Below are 17,492 nucleotides of genomic sequence, written 5' to 3'. Positions count from 1 at the left end.
TGCTGAGGCCGGTAAGCCGAACGGGGGCTCCGCTACTTCCGGCTGCCAGAGGAAGCAGCGCGCCCTCAGATCACGCGAAGAGTGGCTCGATCGCGTCATCCATGCGCTTCTGGAGCGAGCGCCCCGTGATGAAAGTTCCGAGGTCTGATGTCTCATATCCGGGGCGAAGCGCTAAAGCTTCGATCATGGGCTTTCGCTGGCTCTCACTTGCACCCACGTGATAGAAATGCGTCGCTGTTCTAATGACTGTCTGACCCCAGCTTTCCTCTATGTGATCATTCCTACGATGCTCATTTTCTAGCCACATCGAAAGCGCATATCCCGCAGGTGACTCTCGAGTTGCGTGCGCCAATGACGTCGCCTCGGCATCGCTCCACTGACTGAAGTAGTCGGCACTACGACCGATGTAGGGCGGATCGAGATAAATAAAGTCTTTCGGACCGGCCGAAGCGATGGTGTCTCTCCAGTCCTGGACCGCGAACACCCAGTCCTTGCCCATCATGCGCTCGCGTGCCCAGGCAACCTGATTTGAAACTTTGCTCAGGAACTGGGTGCTAAATCGTTCCGGCTTGTGCCCGAACGGAGTGTTGAAGCCCGACTTCCTACTAAAGCGAATGATTCCATTGAATGATGCTCGGTTCAGGAATAAGAAATCGATCGGTTCGCCGGTCTCATTGAAGCGAGTGCGGACCTCGTAGTAATACTCTTCGCCTCGTCGCGCCAGCTCGCTACCCATCTCGAACAGTGAAGATCGGACGGACTGGGGCGTGAGAACATCCTTTTGAATGTCGCGCAAGACACCAATGACATGGGGGTTTATGTCGGCGAGCAATGCCCGAGGGGGTGCAACATTCAAAGCGACACATCCGGTCCCGACGAACGGCTCAATCCATCGACCGGACGACCCCGGGGCCCAATTTATGCTTTGCGCAATAAACGGCACGAGCTTCGTTTTGATCCCTTGAGACTTCAGGGGAGGTGTGCCGATTTTGCCCACAGTGTAGGGTAATCGCCATTCATTCACTGAGGGCCCGCTTTCTCGAACCATGCTTGTGGACAATCAAAGAAGGGTCACCACCGCGATACACAAGGAACGATTCGAGATCCGTAATCTTCTTTGTGACGCCGGTCGGCAAGCTGATCGAGATTTTGCCATAATTCATCCAATAATCGTCGAACCAGGACTCTCCGAGTCTGGAGAACATCCCCGCGCCCGCAACAATCTCCTCGACGTTGTTGATAGAGCCGATATTTGCGGTGTTTCCCGAGCCGCTCTTGTCCGATGCAATCTTCCATTTCTCCGTAAGGAAGAACTGCAGATGAGAAATCACCGATGTAATTGATTCGAGATCAGTGATGTCGTAGACCCGTGTCTCGTCAAGATCAGTCTTCAGTGCCCGGTCATAAATCACACCCAGGCAATAGTGCGCCGTGTATTCGTTGTAGGGGAACTGAATATTCTTTTTCCCGGCGCGATCGACGAAGTAAGCCCCGTGTGACCCCAACGTGAATCCGTTGCAATACCCCGGCTTGTCCTGGAGGCGGTATGTGGTCTTGAGGTCAACAGCGAACTTGATCGTTGGGTCATCGAGCGCGACGAAGCTGATGTCGGGGTAGTAGTTCTGGTGGTCCGCCAGCACGATCTGATAGCCAGCCTCGTCAGCGAATTTCAGCAGCTCTGGGAAGATATGAATCTCTAGGATCTTCGACACGATCTTCGTGTCAGCTGAGATCGTATAGATGTTCTTAAAGACGTCGATGAACCCTTTCACAGTCCATTGCCCATCCTCTTGCTCGCTATAGGCGTTCAGCTTCGCCACGTGCGCAAGGAGAGTTCGTTCAAAATGCGACTGTCGTTCGTCCATCGAATTCGTCCGGTCTATCGAAAGCTGAAGGTCCTGCAGACACATGATCCTATCCGCAGACTGGTCTGGCCTTTTAAAGGTTGTGCGGTGCGTTGGGACGGCTCAGGATCTGTCTCGCCACCAGCGTTCCCGTAAGACCAAGTCAACCGGAGCCCACTGACGACCCCAAGTCAGCGCCACTTTATCTGTGGACAACCCGACCACGCGACATCCCGTGCAGGACAAGTCGAGAGCCCTTGCCCCCTGACCACCCCGCGACCCTACGACCCCGCCGGCACCTCTCAGATGAGCCCCGCGGCTCTCCAGATGCGCACGAGAACGTCGAGCTGCGCGGGGTTGTAGAGGTCGAGCATCGCGTTGATGAGCGTGGTGCCCGCCGCCTGCCGGCTCGACGCCCTCGGGATCTCCGGTGAATCCGGATGCTTCTCGACCAGCGCGCGCATCTGCGGGGCGATGCGCTGCGCGAGCCGTTCGCGGGTCTCCTCGTCGGCGTCGGGCGGGAGCACGTCGAACTCGCCGGTCGCGTCATCCGGCTCGTAGTCCTGCAAGAGGGCTTGGAGGTACTGCGAGCTGTCACCGCCGACGACGTGGGAGATCACCGCGAACAACGACCGATCGGTGGGCGACAGACGCGCCTCCGTCGCTGCGGTCGAGATGTCGAAGGGGAGGTCGGTCGGCGCCGGCCGGCGCCGCAGCTGGGCGATCTCCCTCCGTGCCTCCGTGAGCTGATCGATTGTCGCGGCGAGCTCGGCGTCGATCGCGAGCAGGGTCTCCTCGAGCTGCTCCGGCTCGTCCTCCATCGACGCGATCGTGGCGAGGGAGAATCCGAGCCGTGTGAGCCGGCGGATCTGCAGCAGACGCACGAGGTGCTCGGTGCGGTAGGCCTTGTAGCCGTTCGGCATCCGCTCCGGCTCGTCGAGGATGCCGATCTCGTGATAGTGCCGCACGGTGCGCAGAGTGGTGCCGGCGAGGTGCGCGATCTCGCGTGTGCTCCAGCCCATGTCCGCTCCCTGCCTTTCGCTCTGCGCGACCGCCGCGCTCCACGACGCCGCGCTGCACGACGCCGCGCTGCACGACCGCCCCACTTGAGTATGCCGTAACGGCACGGTGTCTACTGGCGACAGCGTCGCCCACCGGCGAGGCGACCGCACACGGCGGAATCGACAGGCTGGAAGGAACAGCAGGCAGTGCAGACCTCAGAGAGACGACCCCGAACACCCGGAACACCCCGAACACCCCGACCATCGGCACCGACCCGGCTCCTGTGGCCGCTGCTGGCAGCGATCGCCTGGATCGCGTCCGTGATCTGGGTGGCGACCCAGATCGGAGCGGACGGCGTGGCCGTCGGCCTGGTGCTGTCCGCCCTGGTCATCCTGCCGATCGTGGGCGTCTTCCTCTGGCTCGACCGCTGGAAGCGCGGGCGACCGCGCCTTCTGCTCTCGGCGTTCGCATGGGGCGGGTCGGTCGCCGCCTTCTGCGCGATCTGGTCACAGGAGGGGGCGCAGACGCTCGTCGACACGACGATGGGCGAGGACGTCGGCGCCTGGGTCCGCCCGCTCGTGATCACCCCCGTCACCGAGGAGGTCTTCAAAGGCCTGTTCCTGGTGTGGCTGCTGATCTACCGCCGCCGGCAGCTCGTCGGCCTGCTCGACGGCATCGTCTTCGCGGGGCTCGTCGGCGCCGGCTTCTCGTTCACTGAGAACATCCTCTACCTCGGCCGCACCGTGACCGCCTTCGCCGCATCGGACACCTCCGACGTGAACTCGATCGCCGTGCTCGCGATCAGCCTCCTCCTGCGACTGGTGATGGTGCCGTTTATGCACCCGTTCCTCGTCGCCGTCTTTGGCCTGGGCATCGCCGCGGCGGCGAACACCCGCCGGCGCGGCCTGCGCATCGGCCTCCCCCTCGCTGGCCTGATCGTGGCGATCACCCTGCACGGCGCCTGGGACTGGGCGGGCCTCGCCGGGCCCGACCCGTACCTGATCTACAAGATCTACGGAGGCGTTATGGTGCCGCTGTTCCTCGCGATGGCGATCCTGGCGCTCGTGCTGCGCCACCGACGCGGCAGGACGATCGCCGCGGCCCTGCCCGCTCTCGCACGCGACGGCCACATCGCCCCGGACGAGGTCGCGCCCCTCGCGAAGCTGGGCGAACGCCGCCGCTGGAGGCGCACCGCGCGCCGTCGTGCAGGGCGGGTGGCGGCTCGCGCCACAGGCCGCTACCAGGCCGAGGCGAGCGCCCTCGGCATCCGCACGACGCGCGACCAGGCGAGCGGCAACCGGAACGGGCTCGACGACCAGGCACGGGCCACCGCCGACGCCCGGGCAGACATGCTCGAGGCGCTCGGGGCGCCTGACGCCCGACGCCTGGCGTCGAGCGTCTGACGCCTGACAAGCAGCGATCGGACGGATGCCGCGGCTACTCCCCGAAGGACGCCTTGAGGTCCATCGACCGGTTGGCCACGGCATCCGCCCGCGCGTTGCGCGCACGGGGAACCCACTCGAAGGTCACCGCCGAGTGCCCGATGAGCTCGCGGGCGTGCTCCGCGAGCTTCTGCATGTCGGGGTGCTTGACCTTCCAGCGGCCGCTCATCTGCTCGACGACGAGCTTCGAGTCCATCTTCACGTGCACGGTCGCGGTCGGGTCGAGGGCGAACGCCTTCTCCAGACCCGCGATCATGCCCGTGTACTCGGCCACGTTGTTGGTCGCGATGCCGAGATAGCGGCCGATCTCGGCCACGATCTCACCCGTGTCGGCGTCGATGACGACGGTTCCGCTCGCTGCGACACCCGGGTTGCCCCGCGACCCGCCGTCGGCTTCGACGAGAAACCTCTTCGCCATCAGATCCCCGACTCGTCGGTGCGCACCAGGATGCAGTTGCTCTCGGGGTCGAGCACGACATCATCGGGCGCCGCACGCCGGATCTCGTTGAGGTCGTCGACGGTGAGCGTCATGTTGCTGCCGCCGGAGACCCCGCCGCGCAGGAGGGCCGCCCCGATGCCGTAGCGCGAACGCTGGCGCTCGTAGAGGGCGACGAGGTCGTCGGGCAGCCCTGCGACGACGCTCTCGCGTTCGGCCCGCACGGCCTCACGGCGTGCGACGATCCCGGCGAGGGCCTCATCGCGGGCAGCCTGCGCCTGGGCGACGGATGCGGCGACGGCCTCACGCTGGGTGACGAGTCCCTGCTCGAGCGCGCTCAGCTCCTCGACGCGTTCCATGACGGTGAGCTCGATGTCCTCGAGATCGGACTGCCGCTTCTTGAGCGACTCGATCTCCCCTTCGAGCGCCTGCACGTCTTTGACCGAGGAGGTCTGCTGCAGCCGGGCGGCGTCGCGCGACATCCGTGCCTGAACGACCTCGACGTCGCTCTCGACGCGGCTCAGCTCCGTTCGGGCGTCGTCGAGCCGGCCGCGCGCCTCGATGACGCTCTTGTCGAGCTCGGCGCTCTGCGTGCCGAGCTCGGCGAGCACGGCGAGCTGTGGGAGGGTCTTCGCCGCGTGATCGAGCTGGCTGAGCTCGTTGTCGGCCTCCTGTACTTTGAGCAGTTCCTTCTGAGCTTGGGGACTGGCCTTCACGGTGTCCTCACCTTCCCTGGATGGTCGAGAGTTCGCTGGACGATGCGCTCACTGGACGAATGCGCTCACTGGACAAACGCACTCACTGGACAATGACGAAATCCCACGGATCGGTGCGCACGTCGCTCACGGCGACCCGCAGTTCGGGGAGCGCCGACCGCAGCTGCCCGGCGGCGACCTCGAGCCACAGCCATTCGCTCGCCCAGTGCGAGACGTCGACGAGGGCCGGCCGGTTGTCGCACAGAGCGGCCTGCTCCCTGGCCTCCGAGGCCGGGTGATGACGAAGGTCTGCCGTGATGTAGACATCGGATGCCGTGACAGCGGGTTCGGAGAGAAGCGAGTCGCCCGCTCCCCCGCACAGGGCCACCGTCTCGACAGCGGCGTCGTAGTCTCCCGCGACGCGGATCCCGGATGCCGTCGAGGGCAGCAGCTCGGCGATGGTGCGGGCGAGACGGCCCAGGGTGGTCGGCTCGTCGAGGTGTCCGACCCGGCCGATGCCGGTCGCGGCGTCGACGGTCGGCACGATCGGGCGTGTGCCGCGCAACCCCAGGCGCTGGGCGAGGATGTCGGACACCCCGTCGGCGACGATGTCGGCGTTGGTGTGCGCGGCGATGAGGGCGCAGCGGGCCCGGATGAGACGCGCCAGCAGCGCGCCCTTGTAGCGGTCTTCGGCCACGGTCGTGACACCGCGCAGCAGGAGCGGGTGGTGCACGAGGAGGAGGTCGACGTCGGCGGAGGTGGCCTCCGAGACCGTCGCGGCCACGGCATCCACCGCGAGCAGAACGCTGCTCACCGAGGCATCGGGGTCTCCGCTGATGAGACCCGGGGCGTCCCAGGCCTCCGCGTCGGCGGTCGGCCAGAGCGACTCGACGACCTGGTTCACTTCGGCGACGGAATAGGACACCGTCAGAGTTTACCGGGGGCGGCCCCGACGATTCGACGCCGCCCGCCCCGGACGGCGCGCATCCCCACGATGCGCGCCGCCCGGTCGCATCTCGCGAGTTACTCCACGGGCGTGAGGGTCGTGGTCGACGAGCCGGAGAGAGCACCCTCCGGCACGGGACCGATCGGCACGGCGACGCCGTCGACGACACCCTCGGGCAGCTCGAAGGTCGTCCCCGCCGGTGCGGGACCGGTGGTAACCGCGGCTCCGGTCGTGCCGTTCGGCAGGAACGTCGCGCCGTCGCCCGGGGTGAGAGTGATCGGGCTCACCGGGAGGTCGAACGACGCGCCGTCGACGGGAACGCCCTCGATCGGGACGCCGCCGATCGAAACGCCGTCGAACGAGGTGTTCTCGAACGAGACGCCGCCGGTCGAGGAGCCGTCGGTCGACGCGCCCTCGAGCGACGACGCCATCGCAGGCAGGGCCGCGCCGAGACCGGCGACGCCGACGCCCACGGCGACGACACCGCCGATGGCCCAACGCTTCACGGGACTCATGGACTTCATGGACATCTGTCCTCCTTCACCGGCTTCCGCCGGTCTTCGCCGGCACAGCCGGATCGTTTCGTGGCCGTTGCGACCACGGAGACCAGTCCACGTCACGGCGGGTTGCGAGAGCGTAAGGAGCCGGCCCTACGTTTTCTTTATGCCCGGGGTGCTGTAATCGCTTGAGGCGCGCGTCCGTGCGCGCCGAGCGGAGGACCCATGCGCGTGCTGATCGTCGAAGACGAGCCCTACCTGGCCGATGCGATCAGAACGGCGCTCGGGCGCGCCGCGATCGCCGCCGACACGGTGCACGACGGCCTGGCGGCCATGGAGTCGGTGACCGTCAACGACTACGACGTCGTGGTGCTCGACCGCGACCTCCCGGGTCTGCACGGCGACGAGGTGTGCCGGCGCATCGCCGACTCCGAGCTCGACACGCGCATCCTGATGCTCACCGCCGCCCGGCGGCTGGACGACAAGGTGAGCGGCTTCGAGCTGGGCGCCGACGACTACCTCGCCAAGCCGTTCGAGGTGCCCGAGCTCATCGCCCGGCTGCGAGCGCTCGAACGGCGCTCGCCCCGGGCGACTCCCACCGTGCTCGAGTTCGACGACGTGCAGCTGAACCCGTTCCGGCTCGAGGTCTTCCGGCGCGGGCGCCTCGCGCACCTGTCGCGCAAGGAGTTCGCCGTGCTGCATCTGCTCATGCAGGCCGACGGCGGCACGGTGAGCGCCGAGCAGCTGCTCGAGAAGGCCTGGGACGAGAACGCCAACCCGTTCACCAACGCGATCCGGGTGACCATCTCGTCGCTGCGCCGGAAGCTGGGCGAGCCGTGGATCATCCAGACGGTCTCGGGCGTCGGCTACCGGATGGGCCTGGCTGCGGGGTCACGCGGATGACCGGGAGGCCGCCCGCCGCAACCGCTGTCGCGGCATCCGTTCGCCTGCCCCGTTTCTCGGCCCGGGCGCGCTTCACGATCGCGAGCTCCCTGCTGCTCGTGGTGATCGGCGCGCTGATGCTCACAGGCATCTACCTCGCGATGCGCTACATCCCCACCTACGACATCTCCCCGGGAACGTTCACCACGGCCGCCCCCACGACTCTCACGCTCTCGCCCACACCCCTGCAGGCGGCGGATCTCGGCACGGTAGTGCAGACGGGTGTCGTGATCTCGACCGCGGGCGACGTGCTCGACACCCTGCTCGTCGTGGGCATCGTCTCGCTCGTGGCCATCGGCGCGCTCGGAGCCTGGCTGAGCTGGATCCTGGCCGGGCGGATGCTCAAGCCCCTGCAGGTCCTCAACACGGCTGCCGAGCGCGCGGCGACCGGCTCCCTCAGCCACCGGGTGGCGCTCGCCGGCCCCGACGACGAGTTCACCCGCCTGTCGAAGACCTTCGACGACATGCTCGAACGGCTCGAGCGCTCCTTCACCGCGCACCAGCGCTTCGCCGCGAACGCCTCCCACGAGCTGCGCACACCCCTGGCCACGACCAAGACCCTGCTCGACGTCGGACGGGACGACCCCGCTGCCGCCGACGTCCCGCAACTGCTGGAGCGACTGGCCGAGACCAACGGGCGCAGCATCGAGATCGTCGAGGCGATGCTCGACCTGTCCGACATCGGGCAGTCGGCGTTGCGGGCGCAGGCGGTGGATGTCGGCGGCATCGTCACCTCGGAGCTGCGACTCGTGCGGGCCGAGGCCTCGGCCCGCGGCATCCGCTTCACGACGTCGCTCGAACCGGCCGTCGCGAGCGCGGACTCCGTGCTCATGCGGCAGCTCGTGGCCAACCTGCTGCTCAACGCCGTGCGGCACAACACCGCGGATGGCGCGGCATCCGTCTCGACCCGGCTCGAGCCCCTCGACCCGCTGCCGGTCGTGCTCACCGTCTCGAACTCGGGCGACCGCGTGCCGCCGGAGACGATCGCCCTGCTCGCCGAGCCGTTCTATCGCGCGCGCGGCCGTGTTCGCGAGGTGCGCTCTGGCCCTGGCCTCTCGGGTGCAGGCCCCTCGAGTGGCGACACGCACGGACTCGGGCTCGCGCTCGTCGCGAGCATCGTGGACGCGCACGAGGGGCGGCTCGAGATCGCGGCGAACGTCGACGGCGGGCTGCGGGTGACGGTGCGGCTTCCCGGCGCGGTCCGGGGTGCTGGTCGTGGTGTCGATGCGAGTGCCGACGCGGGTGCCGGCGCTCGCAGCCCGGGCCTGATCAGACGGGCGTGACGATGACGATCGGGATCCGGCGCTTGCTCGAGGCCGCGTGGTCGAGGAAGAACGGGTACTCCGTGGTGAGCCTCGCCCACAGCCGCTCGTACTCCTCGCCCGTCGCCGGTGCCGCCACCGCGTCATAGCGCGTGTCGGGCTCCGGATCGTCGACCTCGATCGTGACGTGCGGCTCCGCCACCAGGTTGTTGTACCAGTCGGGGTCTCGCGGCGCCCCCATGTTCGAGGCGACCAGCAGCATCCGCTCGCCGTCGCGGTTCACCATCATCGGGGTCGTCCGCGGCAGCCCCGACCTCGAGCCGACGGTGGTGAGCAGGGCGAGTCGATCGCGATGCATCCCCTCGACCGGTTCGCCCGCACGGAACTGCTCGATCACACGTGCATTCGTCGCCTTGATGTCCACGATTCCACGCTATCGCTCGGGCGGACGGGCGGTCTTGAAGATACGCGACAGTCAGGGAAGACGCAGTCCTGGCCGGGCCTCGGCCAGTTCGGCGCGCACGAGGGCGATCGCCTCCGAGTCGGGGGCGTCCGCGGCATCCGCCCCGATGTCAGTCTCCGGATGCCGCGCCCGAACGGTCGCGACCCGCCGCGCGAGACCGTCCTCGTCACCGCGTCCGGCCCGGAAGGCGCGGAGCGGGGACAGCAGAGCCGCACGTCGGAGCCAGACGTCGTCGTCCTGCGCCCAGCGGTCGAGGGCGATGTCGGCACGGGCGCGCTTCTGGCCGGTCAACCCCTCCACCATCGGGCCGATGACATCGACCGCGAGCGGGTCGACGAGGGCGCGCAGCCGCGCCCCGCGCACGAAGCCCTCGACGCGGGTCAGGTCGGAGTTGTCGAGAAGAGCGACGTTCGACTGCAGCAGCACGATCGCCGCGAGCCGCCGCTCGAACACGGGCGCGGCCCAGAGCTCGGAGCTCAGCGCCGTCACCTCGTCGTGCGAGAGCCCCGGATGCCGGCGGGTTAGGTCGCGGACGGTGCCGCGTACCGCCCCCACCGAGCTGCCGTAGTACTGCAGCGCGCCGCCCAGCCGCTCGCGGTGCTCGTCCGCGCGCTCCCAGGAGCTCTCGCGCTGGAGTGCGGCATCCACGAACTCGCCCGCCTCACTCACCCCTCCATTCTCCCGCCCGGCACGCCCTCTGCCGCACACCGGTCGCGGCTCTTCCCAGTGATTGCGGGCAGCGCGTCTCCGGCGAGGGTTATTGGATGCAGGTCGACGTCGACGACCTCGACCCGGACGGGCGGTACGCACGGCTGCTCGTCGACATCGTGGTCGGCGGCCTCTCGACGCTGGGCGGAGTGTCAGCTCACCGCTCGTGAACTGAATTTACTCATCTTCTATAGGCTCCCGTCTTCGACATAGTGGCGAGCTCATGGCCGTCACAAGCGTCTCATCGACAACAGCGTCTGGGCTCGCCCGTCGACCGGACGACCAGGGCGTCGAGCACATCGCCGCGGCGATGCCGGCGTTCCGCCGCCGATGGATCGTGTCGCGCGGCTCACTCTGATTCGCCCGGGTTCGCAGGGCCCGCCACCATGAGGCAGCACGCAGCCGCTCAGGGCGTGACGGCGAGCAGAGCCCCGGTCTCGAGCGCGACCCACACGGTTCCGTCGGGCGCGACGGCGAGCCCGTGCGGCTCCCCGTGCGCGGCCGGCAGCTCGATGAGCGCGATCTCGCCGTCGGCGGCGATGTGCCCGAGCTGGTTCGAGCCCCAGAGGGTGAACCAGCAGCCGCCGGCGGGATCCGCGCAGATCGCGTGCGGCTTGGACGCCCGGTCGGGCAGGGGGAACTCGGTGAAGCCGCCGTTGCGGTCGACCCGGCCGATCTGCCCCGCGAGGATCTCGACGAACCACGCCGCGCCGTCGCCGCCGACCGTGATGCCGACAGGCCCGGCATCCGGAGTCGGGATCTCGAAGAGGCGCACCGCGGAGTCGCCGCCGCGGATCATCCCGATGGCGTTCGCGCGGTTCGCGGTGAACCACAGGCTCTCCCCCGCCGCGGCGATCATCGAGACGACGCCGTCACGGGTGCCCGCGGAGAACTCGGTGACCCGGCCGAGGACGTCGATGCGGCCGAGGGCGTCGCTCGCGAGCTCGGTGAACCAGACGGTGCCGTCGTCGAGGGAGACGATGCCGTACGGCTGAGCGCCCTCCGTGGGAACGGCGATCGACGTCAGCACGCCGCTCTCGCCCACGAGCACGATCCGGTTGCCGGTCGTGTCGGTCACCCACACCGAGTCGGATGCCCCGGCGGCGAGCAGGGAGGGCCGGGATCCCTCACCGAGCGGGATCCGCCGGATGCCCCCGTCCGGTGCGAGTCGCACCAGGGCCGCTCCGGAGACGAGACTGCACCACACCGCTCCGTCGGCCGTCACGGCAACCGCGTAGGGCCCGGCATCCGCGTCCGCGATGATGTGCTCGACGATTCTTCCCATTGCCCCAACCCTACCGAGGGGATGCACTGAGATGATCAGCGGCCCGGCCCACAGCCCATCCTCGTTTCGCCGCGCGCGAAATCCTTGCATCCCTGCAATTTTGCATTTGCGCAAGTTTTCACATTGTGCAACGATTGGGCAATGCCTTCTCCTGAAACCGTCGGTCTGCGTGACCGCAAACGTATGGAGACCCGCGCCCGCCTCGAGGAGGCCGCCGTCGCACTCACACTGCGCGACGGCCCCGAGCAGGTGACGATCGATGCCGTCAGCGAACGAGCCGGCGTCTCCCCCCGAACCTTCTTCAACTACTTCGACAGCAAGGAAGACGCCATCCTCGGCATCCACGACGTGGAGCTGACCGACGACTTCCTCGCCGAGCACCTGGCCCGCGCCGACGGCGCCGAGACGGTCGAATCCGTCACCGGCCTGCTCTTCGCCATCATCGGCCCGGCGATCACCGATCCCGCGCTGCACGAGTCGCGGGTGCAGATCATCAAGAGCAACCCGCAGCTCCTCGGCCGCCAGGTCAGCCAGTTCACGCGTATGGCCGGGCAGATCGTCGACGCGATCACGGCCCTGCTCGCTCGTGACCCCCGGTTCTCCGACCTCGATCCGAACAACGCGCAACCGACGGCCGAGCTCCTCCTCGCCCTCTGCAGCGGCGGCCTGCGTGCCGCCGTCAAGGAGTGGATCGCCGCAGGAAGCGACAGCCCGGCAGCAGAACTCGAACAGCGAGCGGCCGCGCTCGTACGACAAACCGTAGAAAGACTGACATGACCACCACCGCTCCAACGGCGGCACCGCAATCCGGCGTCGCCTCCAAACGCAACATCCTCCTGGTCTTCGCCGGGCTCATGGTCACGATGCTGCTCGCCTCGCTCGACCAGACCATCTTCAGCACGGCCCTGCCGACGATCGTCGGCGAGCTCGACGGCGTCGACCACATGCTCTGGGTCACGACCGCGTACATCCTCGCCTCGACGATCGTGCTTCCCGTCTACGGCAAACTCGGCGACCTGATCGGCCGCAAGGGCCTCTTCATCATCGCGATCTCGATCTTCATCGCCGGCTCGATCGTGGGCGGCATGGCGCAGGACATGACCTGGCTCATCATCGGCCGCGCCATCCAGGGTCTCGGCGGCGGCGGTCTGATGATCCTCGCCCAGGCGATCATCGCGGATGTCGTCCCCGCCCGTGAGCGCGGACGCTACATGGGCATCATGGGCGGCGTCTTCGCGCTGTCGTCGGTGGCCGGCCCGCTGCTCGGCGGGTGGTTCACCGAGGGCATCGGCTGGCGCTGGGCGTTCTGGATGAACATCCCTCTCGGCATCCTCGCGATCGTCTCGGCCGTCTTCTTCCTGCGACTGCCGAAGGGCACCACGAGCAGGCCCCGCCTGGATGTCGCGGGCATGGCCCTGCTCGCCGTCGCCTCCACCTGCCTCGTGCTCGTGACCACCTGGGGTGGCACGACCTACGACTGGGATTCGCTCACGATCATCGGCCTCATCATCGGGACCGTCGTCGCGGGTGTCGCCTTCGTGCTCGTGGAGCGCCGCGCCGCCGAGCCGATCATGCCGCTGCGCCTCTTCACGGACCGCAACTTCAACCTCACGACGATCGCCGGCCTCATCATCGGCATCGCGATGTTCGGCGCCCTCGCCTACCTGCCCACCTACCTGCAGATGGTGACCGGGGCGAACGCGACCGAGGCCGGGTTCCTCATGATCCCGATGATGGCCGCACTGCTCATCAGCTCGATCGGCTCCGGCCAGCTCGTGAGCAAGACCGGGCGCTACAAGTGGCTGCCCATCGTGGGAACGGCCATCGTGGCCGTCTCGCTCGTGCTGCTCTCGACGATGACCCCGACCCTGCCGGTCTGGATCCTCTGCACCTACCTCGCGATCATGGGCATCGGGCTCGGCATGAGCATGCAGATCCTCATCCTCATCGTGCAGAACTCGTTCCCGATCACCCAGGTCGGCACGGCGACGGCCTCGAACAACTACTTCCGCCAGATCGGCGCCTCGCTCGGCTCCGCGATCGTCGGCAGCCTGTTCGTCGCCCGCCTCACCGAGCTCCTCGCGGAGCGGATGCCGGCCGGCGGTGCTGCGGCCGAGGGGGGAAGCAACTCGCTGACGCCGGCCATCGTCAAGGATCTGCCCTCCGGCGTGCGCGACGTGATCGTCGGCTCGTACAACGACGCGCTCACCCCGGTGTTCCTCTACATGGTGCCGCTCATCGTCGTCGCCGTGATCCTGCTGTGCTTCGTGAAGGAGAAGCCGCTCGCCACGACGATCGAGCGCGACATCCTGCCGGAGAGCCTCGAGATCGACGGCGCGAACCGCGTGCTGCTCGACGATGAGGCCCTCACCGGCGGCTCCCGCCGATCCGATCCCGCGCCGAGCGCAACGACGGTCGCGAACTGACATTCCGGCATCCGATCGCTCCTCCTCTAGGCTGGCCTCGTCCGACTAGGTGAGGAGCGATCGGTGTCGTACGAGTCGAACGCAGGGTTTTCCGCTCGACCGGGATGGTATCCCGACCCCGAGGGCAGCGGTCAGGTGCGCTGGTGGGATGGCACCGCGTGGACGGCACACCTCGCGAACCCCGGCGGCACCACAACCGCGAGCACCGTGCAGCCCGGCACGCCCGTGTACAACCCGTTCATCTGGCTCGTCGCCGTGGTGCTGCCGATCCTCTCCCTGCTCGTCTTCGTGAGCTTCGACTTCACCGGCTACCTGACCCGGTCGATGGAGGCCTCCCTCGATCCGTCGGCGACCACGCAGCTCGCGACCCTCCTCGACCCCGGCTACCTCCTGGTCACGGCCACGAGCTGGGTGATCTACGGCCTCACGGTCATCTTCGCCTACCTCGACTGGCGCCGGCTGCGTCGCGACGGCTATGTGCGGCCCTTCCACTGGGCGTGGGCGTTCCTCAACTCGCTCGTCTACACCATCGGCCGCTCGGTCGTCGCGCATCGGCGCTCGAGCCGCGGCTACCTGCCGTTGTGGCTGGCCGTCGTTGTGCTCGTCGTCACCCTCGTCGTGGTGTTCATCCAGATCGGCCAGGGCTTCGCAGCCGTGTTCGAGCTGACGCAGGACTACGTCACGAGCACCGTCTAGGCGCTGGCCTCACCGGACGTCGAGAGCGCAGATCTCGAGACGCGGGCTACGCCTCGCCGAAGCCGCCCGCCACGAGTTCCGCGAGGGCGTCGACCGCGTCGCGCCCCGCGGGGTCGGCCGAGGCGATCTCCACGCTCGTGCCCTTCGTGAGCCCGAGCGACATGATGCCGAGAAGGCTCTTGGCGTCCTTGCCGTTGACCGTCACCTTTCCGCCGAAGGTCGAGGCCAGCTTGACGAACTCGGCGGCGGGCCGGGCGTGCAGGCCGTCCTTGTTGATGAGCGTCGCCGTGCGGGTGTAGGGACCGGGCGCTGTCGAGCCGGAATCTGTCGCACCGGTCGCGTCGGATGCCGCGTCGCCCCCGGTTCCGGATGCCGCAGCAGCGGGCGCGGCCGAACCCGGGGTCTCGGGCGCGGCGCCGGCCTCGCCCACCGCCGATCGCGCCGCTGCGGCGACCTCGTCGAGCGACGCGCCCGTCTGCGCGGCGACCGACGCCGCGACGCCGCCCTCCACGAGAGGGGCGTCGACGATCCGCACGGATGCCCGCACGGTGTCGTCGAGGAAGTCGAGCGCGGTCTCGGCGGTCAGGATGGCGGAGCCGAGGTCGCACAGCACGACGACCCCGTGACCGCTGTCGACGGCGCCGATCGCGGCGAGCACCTTGTCGAAGCTCGTCCCGATCCGCCCGTCGTCGGTGCCGCCCGCAGCCGCGAGTGCCGCGGTGGGCGCCATCTGGCTCGCGAGCTCGATGAGGCCGTCGGCGATCTTCTCGCTGTGGGAGACGAAGACGACTCCGACCCCGCCCGTGGTCTGCGCCATGCCCTAGGCCTCTGCGGCCGTATCGGCTGCGGCACGCAGGATGTACGCCGTCGACTGGGCTCCCGGGTCACGGTGCCCGATCGCGCGCTCGCCGAGGTAGCTCGCGCGTCCCTTGTGGGCGACGAGCGGCTCCGTCGAGACGGCGCCCGCCTCCGCGGCGTCGGCTGCGGCCGCGAGGATCTCCGACTCCGAGGCCCCGGCCGCCTGAGCGGCAGCCGCGGCGTCGACCGCGGGAGTCCAGGCATCCACCATCGTCTTGTCGCCGACCTCGGCCTTCCCGCGCAGCACGATGCCGTCGCGGGCGGCCGTCAGCAGCGCCACGATGGCGGCGCCGTCGAGCTCGGGCGCCGAGCCGATTGCGGCGGCGGCCTTCAGATACGCCGTTCCGTAGAGCGGCCCCGCCGCGCCGCCGACCGTCGAGATGAGGGTCGTCGCCACGAGTTTGAGAGCATCACCGGGCGTGGCCTCGGATGGCAGGTCGTCGAGCTTCGTCAGGACCGCCGAGAAACCCCTCTCCATGTTCTCGCCGTGATCCCCGTCGCCGATCTCGCGGTCGAGGGTGATCAGCTCGACCCTGTGCTCCGAGACGACCTGCGCACTCTGCCTGATCCAGGCCACGGCCCAGGTGATACCCAAACTCATCGAATTCCTCTACCTTCCCCAGCGGAGCGCCGCTGTCTGAACGGGGGCGTCCCACAGCTCCGTGAGCTCGTCGTCGAGCTTCAGCACCGTGATCGAGAAGCCCTGCATCTCGAGCGAGGTCACGTAGTTGCCCACGAGGGTGCGGGTGACCTCGATGCCCTTCGAGGCCAGCACCTCGAAGGCGTGACGGAAGGTGATGTACAGCTCGATCTGGGGCGTGCCGCCCATGCCGTTGACGAAGAGCAGCACTTTGTCGCCCGAGGCGAACGGGATGTCGTCGACGATGGGGCCCAGGATCCGCTCGACGATCGCGTCGGCAGGCTCGATCTTGATGCGCTCGCGACCCGGCTCGCCGTGGATGCCGATGCCGATCTCGATCTCGTCCTCGGCGAGGGTGAAGCTCGGCTCCCCCGCGTGCGGCACGACGCACGGCGTGAGCGCGACGCCCATCGACCGCACCTGCGAGTTGACCTTGGTCGCGATCTCGGCCACCTCGTCGAGGCTGTCGCCGCGCTGGGCTGCGGCGCCCGCGATCTTCTCGACGAGCACCGTGCCGGCGACTCCGCGTCGGCCGGCGGTGTAGAGGGAGTCCTTGACGGCCACGTCGTCGTCGACGACGACCGTGCGCACCTCGATGCCGTCGGCGGCTGCGAGGTCGGCGGCGGTCTCGAAGTTGAGCACGTCACCCGTGTAGTTCTTGACGATGTGCAGCACGCCGGCACCCGAGTCGACCGCCTTCGTGGCGGCGAGGATGGGATCCGGGGTCGGAGAGGTGAAGACCGGGCCGGGAACGGCCGCGTCGAGCATCCCGTAGCCGACGAAGCCGCCGTGCAGGGGCTCGTGGCCGCTGCCGCCACCGCTGACCAGTGCGACCTTGCCCGCGACCGGCGCGTCCTTGCGCACGATGTAGATGGGATCGGTCACGACAGTCACGAGGTCGGCATGGGCGAGCGCGACACCGGCGACCGCCTCATCCACGACGTTCTTCGGATCATTGATGAGCTTCTTCATTGAAAATCCCTCCGATCGCAGAGACAGCACATTGCCGGGCAGACGCGCCGGGCGCACACGCTCCGTCTCCGCTCAATTTACGCCCTCGAAGCGACCCGGCAACAGTGCATCCGGCGACATTGGCTCCATCCGTTCCCTGAATGTTCGCCGAGGACTAGGGTGTAGTCATCTGCTGGGCCAAGACGCTCCGCGAGGAGCGCGCTCACTCTAAGGAAGGTCAACGTGGACAATCTCGGAGTTGTATTTCTGTCAGAACTCGTAGGCACGGCCCTGCTTGTTCTTTTGGGCTGTGGTGTGGTCGCTAATGTCGCGCTTGCTAAGACGAAGGGCTTCAATGGTGGCTTTCTTATGGTCACTATCGGGTGGGGTCTTGCGGTG

The 17,492-nt window shown here is 67.8% G+C and carries 19 protein-coding genes and 1 pseudogene; 7 read left to right on the top strand and 13 right to left on the bottom strand.

Going from position 1 to position 17,492, the window contains the following annotated elements; all coding sequences use genetic code 11:
- Positions 1–70: 70 nt before the first annotated feature.
- The 3 genes from CLV54_RS15685 to CLV54_RS15675 all read right to left on the bottom strand — a co-directional run bounded on the left by CLV54_RS15685 (position 71) and on the right by CLV54_RS15675 (position 2,866).
- Positions 71–997: a DNA adenine methylase gene (locus tag CLV54_RS15685; RefSeq protein WP_157803025.1), complete on the bottom strand. Its 927-nt coding sequence runs from the start codon at positions 995–997 to the stop codon at positions 71–73.
- Between the two features lie 19 nt (positions 998–1,016).
- A complete protein-coding gene (locus CLV54_RS15680; RefSeq protein ID WP_211294582.1) occupies positions 1,017–1,820 on the bottom strand; it encodes an EcoRV family type II restriction endonuclease in 804 nt (267 codons plus the stop codon).
- A gap of 326 nt (positions 1,821–2,146) precedes the next feature.
- Complete coding sequence (locus tag CLV54_RS15675) at positions 2,147–2,866, bottom strand: MerR family transcriptional regulator (RefSeq protein WP_100345948.1); 720 nt, start codon at positions 2,864–2,866, stop codon at positions 2,147–2,149.
- A gap of 309 nt (positions 2,867–3,175) precedes the next feature.
- Between CLV54_RS15675 and CLV54_RS15670 the strand changes: the two genes are divergently transcribed.
- Positions 3,176–4,249, top strand: a complete 1,074-nt coding sequence (locus CLV54_RS15670) for a PrsW family intramembrane metalloprotease (protein ID WP_170062016.1) — start codon at positions 3,176–3,178, stop codon at positions 4,247–4,249.
- A 34-nt stretch (positions 4,250–4,283) separates the two neighbouring features.
- On the opposite strand, the gene CLV54_RS15665 is transcribed toward CLV54_RS15670, so the two are convergent.
- From CLV54_RS15665 to CLV54_RS15650, 4 genes are all read right to left on the bottom strand, one after another.
- On the bottom strand, positions 4,284–4,706 hold the full coding sequence (locus CLV54_RS15665; protein ID WP_100345946.1) for a reverse transcriptase-like protein: 423 nt from the start codon (positions 4,704–4,706) through the stop codon (positions 4,284–4,286).
- Positions 4,706–5,440: a zinc ribbon domain-containing protein gene (locus CLV54_RS15660; protein ID WP_100345945.1), complete on the bottom strand. Its 735-nt coding sequence runs from the start codon at positions 5,438–5,440 to the stop codon at positions 4,706–4,708. Before CLV54_RS15660 ends, CLV54_RS15665 begins: the two co-directional genes overlap by 1 nt.
- Positions 5,441–5,522: 82 nt before the next feature.
- Positions 5,523–6,344, bottom strand: a complete 822-nt coding sequence (locus CLV54_RS15655) for a Nif3-like dinuclear metal center hexameric protein (protein ID WP_100345944.1) — start codon at positions 6,342–6,344, stop codon at positions 5,523–5,525.
- 98 nt (positions 6,345–6,442) lie between these two features.
- The gene (locus tag CLV54_RS15650) at positions 6,443–6,889 is read right to left on the bottom strand and encodes a hypothetical protein (RefSeq protein WP_157803023.1); all 447 of its coding nucleotides are present in this window, start codon (positions 6,887–6,889) and stop codon (positions 6,443–6,445) included.
- Positions 6,890–7,087: 198 nt separating this feature from the next.
- Here CLV54_RS15650 and CLV54_RS15645 point away from each other — a divergent pair, with 198 nt between their 5' ends.
- A complete protein-coding gene (locus tag CLV54_RS15645) occupies positions 7,088–7,765 on the top strand; it encodes a response regulator transcription factor (protein ID WP_100345942.1) in 678 nt (225 codons plus the stop codon).
- Positions 7,762–9,087, top strand: a complete 1,326-nt coding sequence (locus CLV54_RS15640) for a sensor histidine kinase (RefSeq protein ID WP_100345941.1) — start codon at positions 7,762–7,764, stop codon at positions 9,085–9,087. Before CLV54_RS15645 ends, CLV54_RS15640 begins: the two co-directional genes overlap by 4 nt.
- Here the strand turns inward: CLV54_RS15640 and CLV54_RS15635 are convergent.
- The 3 genes from CLV54_RS15635 to CLV54_RS15625 form a co-directional block, all read right to left on the bottom strand.
- Complete coding sequence (locus CLV54_RS15635) at positions 9,074–9,490, bottom strand: nitroreductase/quinone reductase family protein (protein WP_211294581.1); 417 nt, start codon at positions 9,488–9,490, stop codon at positions 9,074–9,076. The genes CLV54_RS15640 and CLV54_RS15635 overlap by 14 nt on opposite strands.
- Before the next feature lie 51 nt (positions 9,491–9,541).
- Positions 9,542–10,198, bottom strand: coding sequence for a DNA alkylation repair protein (locus CLV54_RS15630; RefSeq protein ID WP_100345940.1), 657 nt, complete (start codon positions 10,196–10,198; stop codon positions 9,542–9,544).
- A gap of 445 nt (positions 10,199–10,643) precedes the next feature.
- Positions 10,644–11,522, bottom strand: a complete 879-nt coding sequence (locus tag CLV54_RS15625) for a Vgb family protein (RefSeq protein WP_100345939.1) — start codon at positions 11,520–11,522, stop codon at positions 10,644–10,646.
- A 141-nt stretch (positions 11,523–11,663) separates the two neighbouring features.
- On the opposite strand from CLV54_RS15625, the gene CLV54_RS15620 reads away from it, so the two are divergent.
- The 3 genes from CLV54_RS15620 (at position 11,664) to CLV54_RS15610 (ending at position 14,644) form a co-directional block, all read left to right on the top strand.
- A complete protein-coding gene (locus tag CLV54_RS15620; RefSeq protein ID WP_100345938.1) occupies positions 11,664–12,299 on the top strand; it encodes a TetR/AcrR family transcriptional regulator in 636 nt (211 codons plus the stop codon).
- Positions 12,296–13,948, top strand: coding sequence for an MDR family MFS transporter (locus CLV54_RS15615; RefSeq protein ID WP_100345937.1), 1,653 nt, complete (start codon positions 12,296–12,298; stop codon positions 13,946–13,948). Before CLV54_RS15620 ends, CLV54_RS15615 begins: the two co-directional genes overlap by 4 nt.
- Before the next feature lie 63 nt (positions 13,949–14,011).
- The gene (locus tag CLV54_RS15610; RefSeq protein ID WP_100345936.1) at positions 14,012–14,644 is read left to right on the top strand and encodes a DUF2510 domain-containing protein; all 633 of its coding nucleotides are present in this window, start codon (positions 14,012–14,014) and stop codon (positions 14,642–14,644) included.
- Positions 14,645–14,690: 46 nt separating this feature from the next.
- On the opposite strand, the gene dhaM is transcribed toward CLV54_RS15610, so the two are convergent.
- The 3 genes from dhaM to dhaK are packed head-to-tail and all read right to left on the bottom strand — an operon-like array spanning position 14,691 to position 17,114.
- The gene (dhaM, locus tag CLV54_RS15605; RefSeq protein ID WP_100345935.1) at positions 14,691–15,461 is read right to left on the bottom strand and encodes a dihydroxyacetone kinase phosphoryl donor subunit DhaM; all 771 of its coding nucleotides are present in this window, start codon (positions 15,459–15,461) and stop codon (positions 14,691–14,693) included.
- 3 nt (positions 15,462–15,464) lie between these two features.
- Positions 15,465–16,103: a dihydroxyacetone kinase subunit DhaL gene (gene dhaL, locus CLV54_RS15600; RefSeq protein WP_100345934.1), complete on the bottom strand. Its 639-nt coding sequence runs from the start codon at positions 16,101–16,103 to the stop codon at positions 15,465–15,467.
- Positions 16,104–16,112: 9 nt separating this feature from the next.
- Positions 16,113–17,114, bottom strand: a complete 1,002-nt coding sequence (gene dhaK / locus CLV54_RS15595; RefSeq protein ID WP_100345933.1) for a dihydroxyacetone kinase subunit DhaK — start codon at positions 17,112–17,114, stop codon at positions 16,113–16,115.
- A gap of 222 nt (positions 17,115–17,336) precedes the next feature.
- Between dhaK and CLV54_RS18030 the strand changes: the two are divergent.
- A pseudogene (locus CLV54_RS18030) lies at positions 17,337–17,492 on the top strand (aquaporin family protein); the annotation flags it as partial.

Origin of the sequence: Compostimonas suwonensis (assembly GCF_002797855.1) — a bacterium.
GTDB classification, from domain to species: Bacteria; Actinomycetota; Actinomycetes; order Actinomycetales; family Microbacteriaceae; genus Compostimonas; species Compostimonas suwonensis.
The sequence above is the reverse complement of the archived record's forward strand: the minus strand, read 5'-3'. Positions and strand labels throughout refer to the sequence as shown.

Bases quoted from the DNA above. Each gene is read 5' to 3' on its own strand.
- dhaL (WP_100345934.1), bottom strand. From the start codon at position 16,103: ATGAGTTTGGGTATCACCTGGGCCGTGGCCTGGATCAGGCAGAGTGCG.
- CLV54_RS15640 (WP_100345941.1), top strand. From the start codon at position 7,762: ATGACCGGGAGGCCGCCCGCCGCAACCGCTGTCGCGGCATCCGTTCGC.
- dhaK (WP_100345933.1), bottom strand. From the start codon at position 17,114: ATGAAGAAGCTCATCAATGATCCGAAGAACGTCGTGGATGAGGCGGTC.
- CLV54_RS15650 (WP_157803023.1), bottom strand. From the start codon at position 6,889: ATGAAGTCCATGAGTCCCGTGAAGCGTTGGGCCATCGGCGGTGTCGTC.
- CLV54_RS15625 (WP_100345939.1), bottom strand. From the start codon at position 11,522: ATGGGAAGAATCGTCGAGCACATCATCGCGGACGCGGATGCCGGGCCC.
- CLV54_RS15615 (WP_100345937.1), top strand. From the start codon at position 12,296: ATGACCACCACCGCTCCAACGGCGGCACCGCAATCCGGCGTCGCCTCC.
- CLV54_RS15665 (WP_100345946.1), bottom strand. From the start codon at position 4,706: ATGGCGAAGAGGTTTCTCGTCGAAGCCGACGGCGGGTCGCGGGGCAAC.
- CLV54_RS15675 (WP_100345948.1), bottom strand. From the start codon at position 2,866: ATGGGCTGGAGCACACGCGAGATCGCGCACCTCGCCGGCACCACTCTG.
- dhaM (WP_100345935.1), bottom strand. From the start codon at position 15,461: ATGGCGCAGACCACGGGCGGGGTCGGAGTCGTCTTCGTCTCCCACAGC.
- CLV54_RS15620 (WP_100345938.1), top strand. From the start codon at position 11,664: ATGCCTTCTCCTGAAACCGTCGGTCTGCGTGACCGCAAACGTATGGAG.
- CLV54_RS15645 (WP_100345942.1), top strand. From the start codon at position 7,088: ATGCGCGTGCTGATCGTCGAAGACGAGCCCTACCTGGCCGATGCGATC.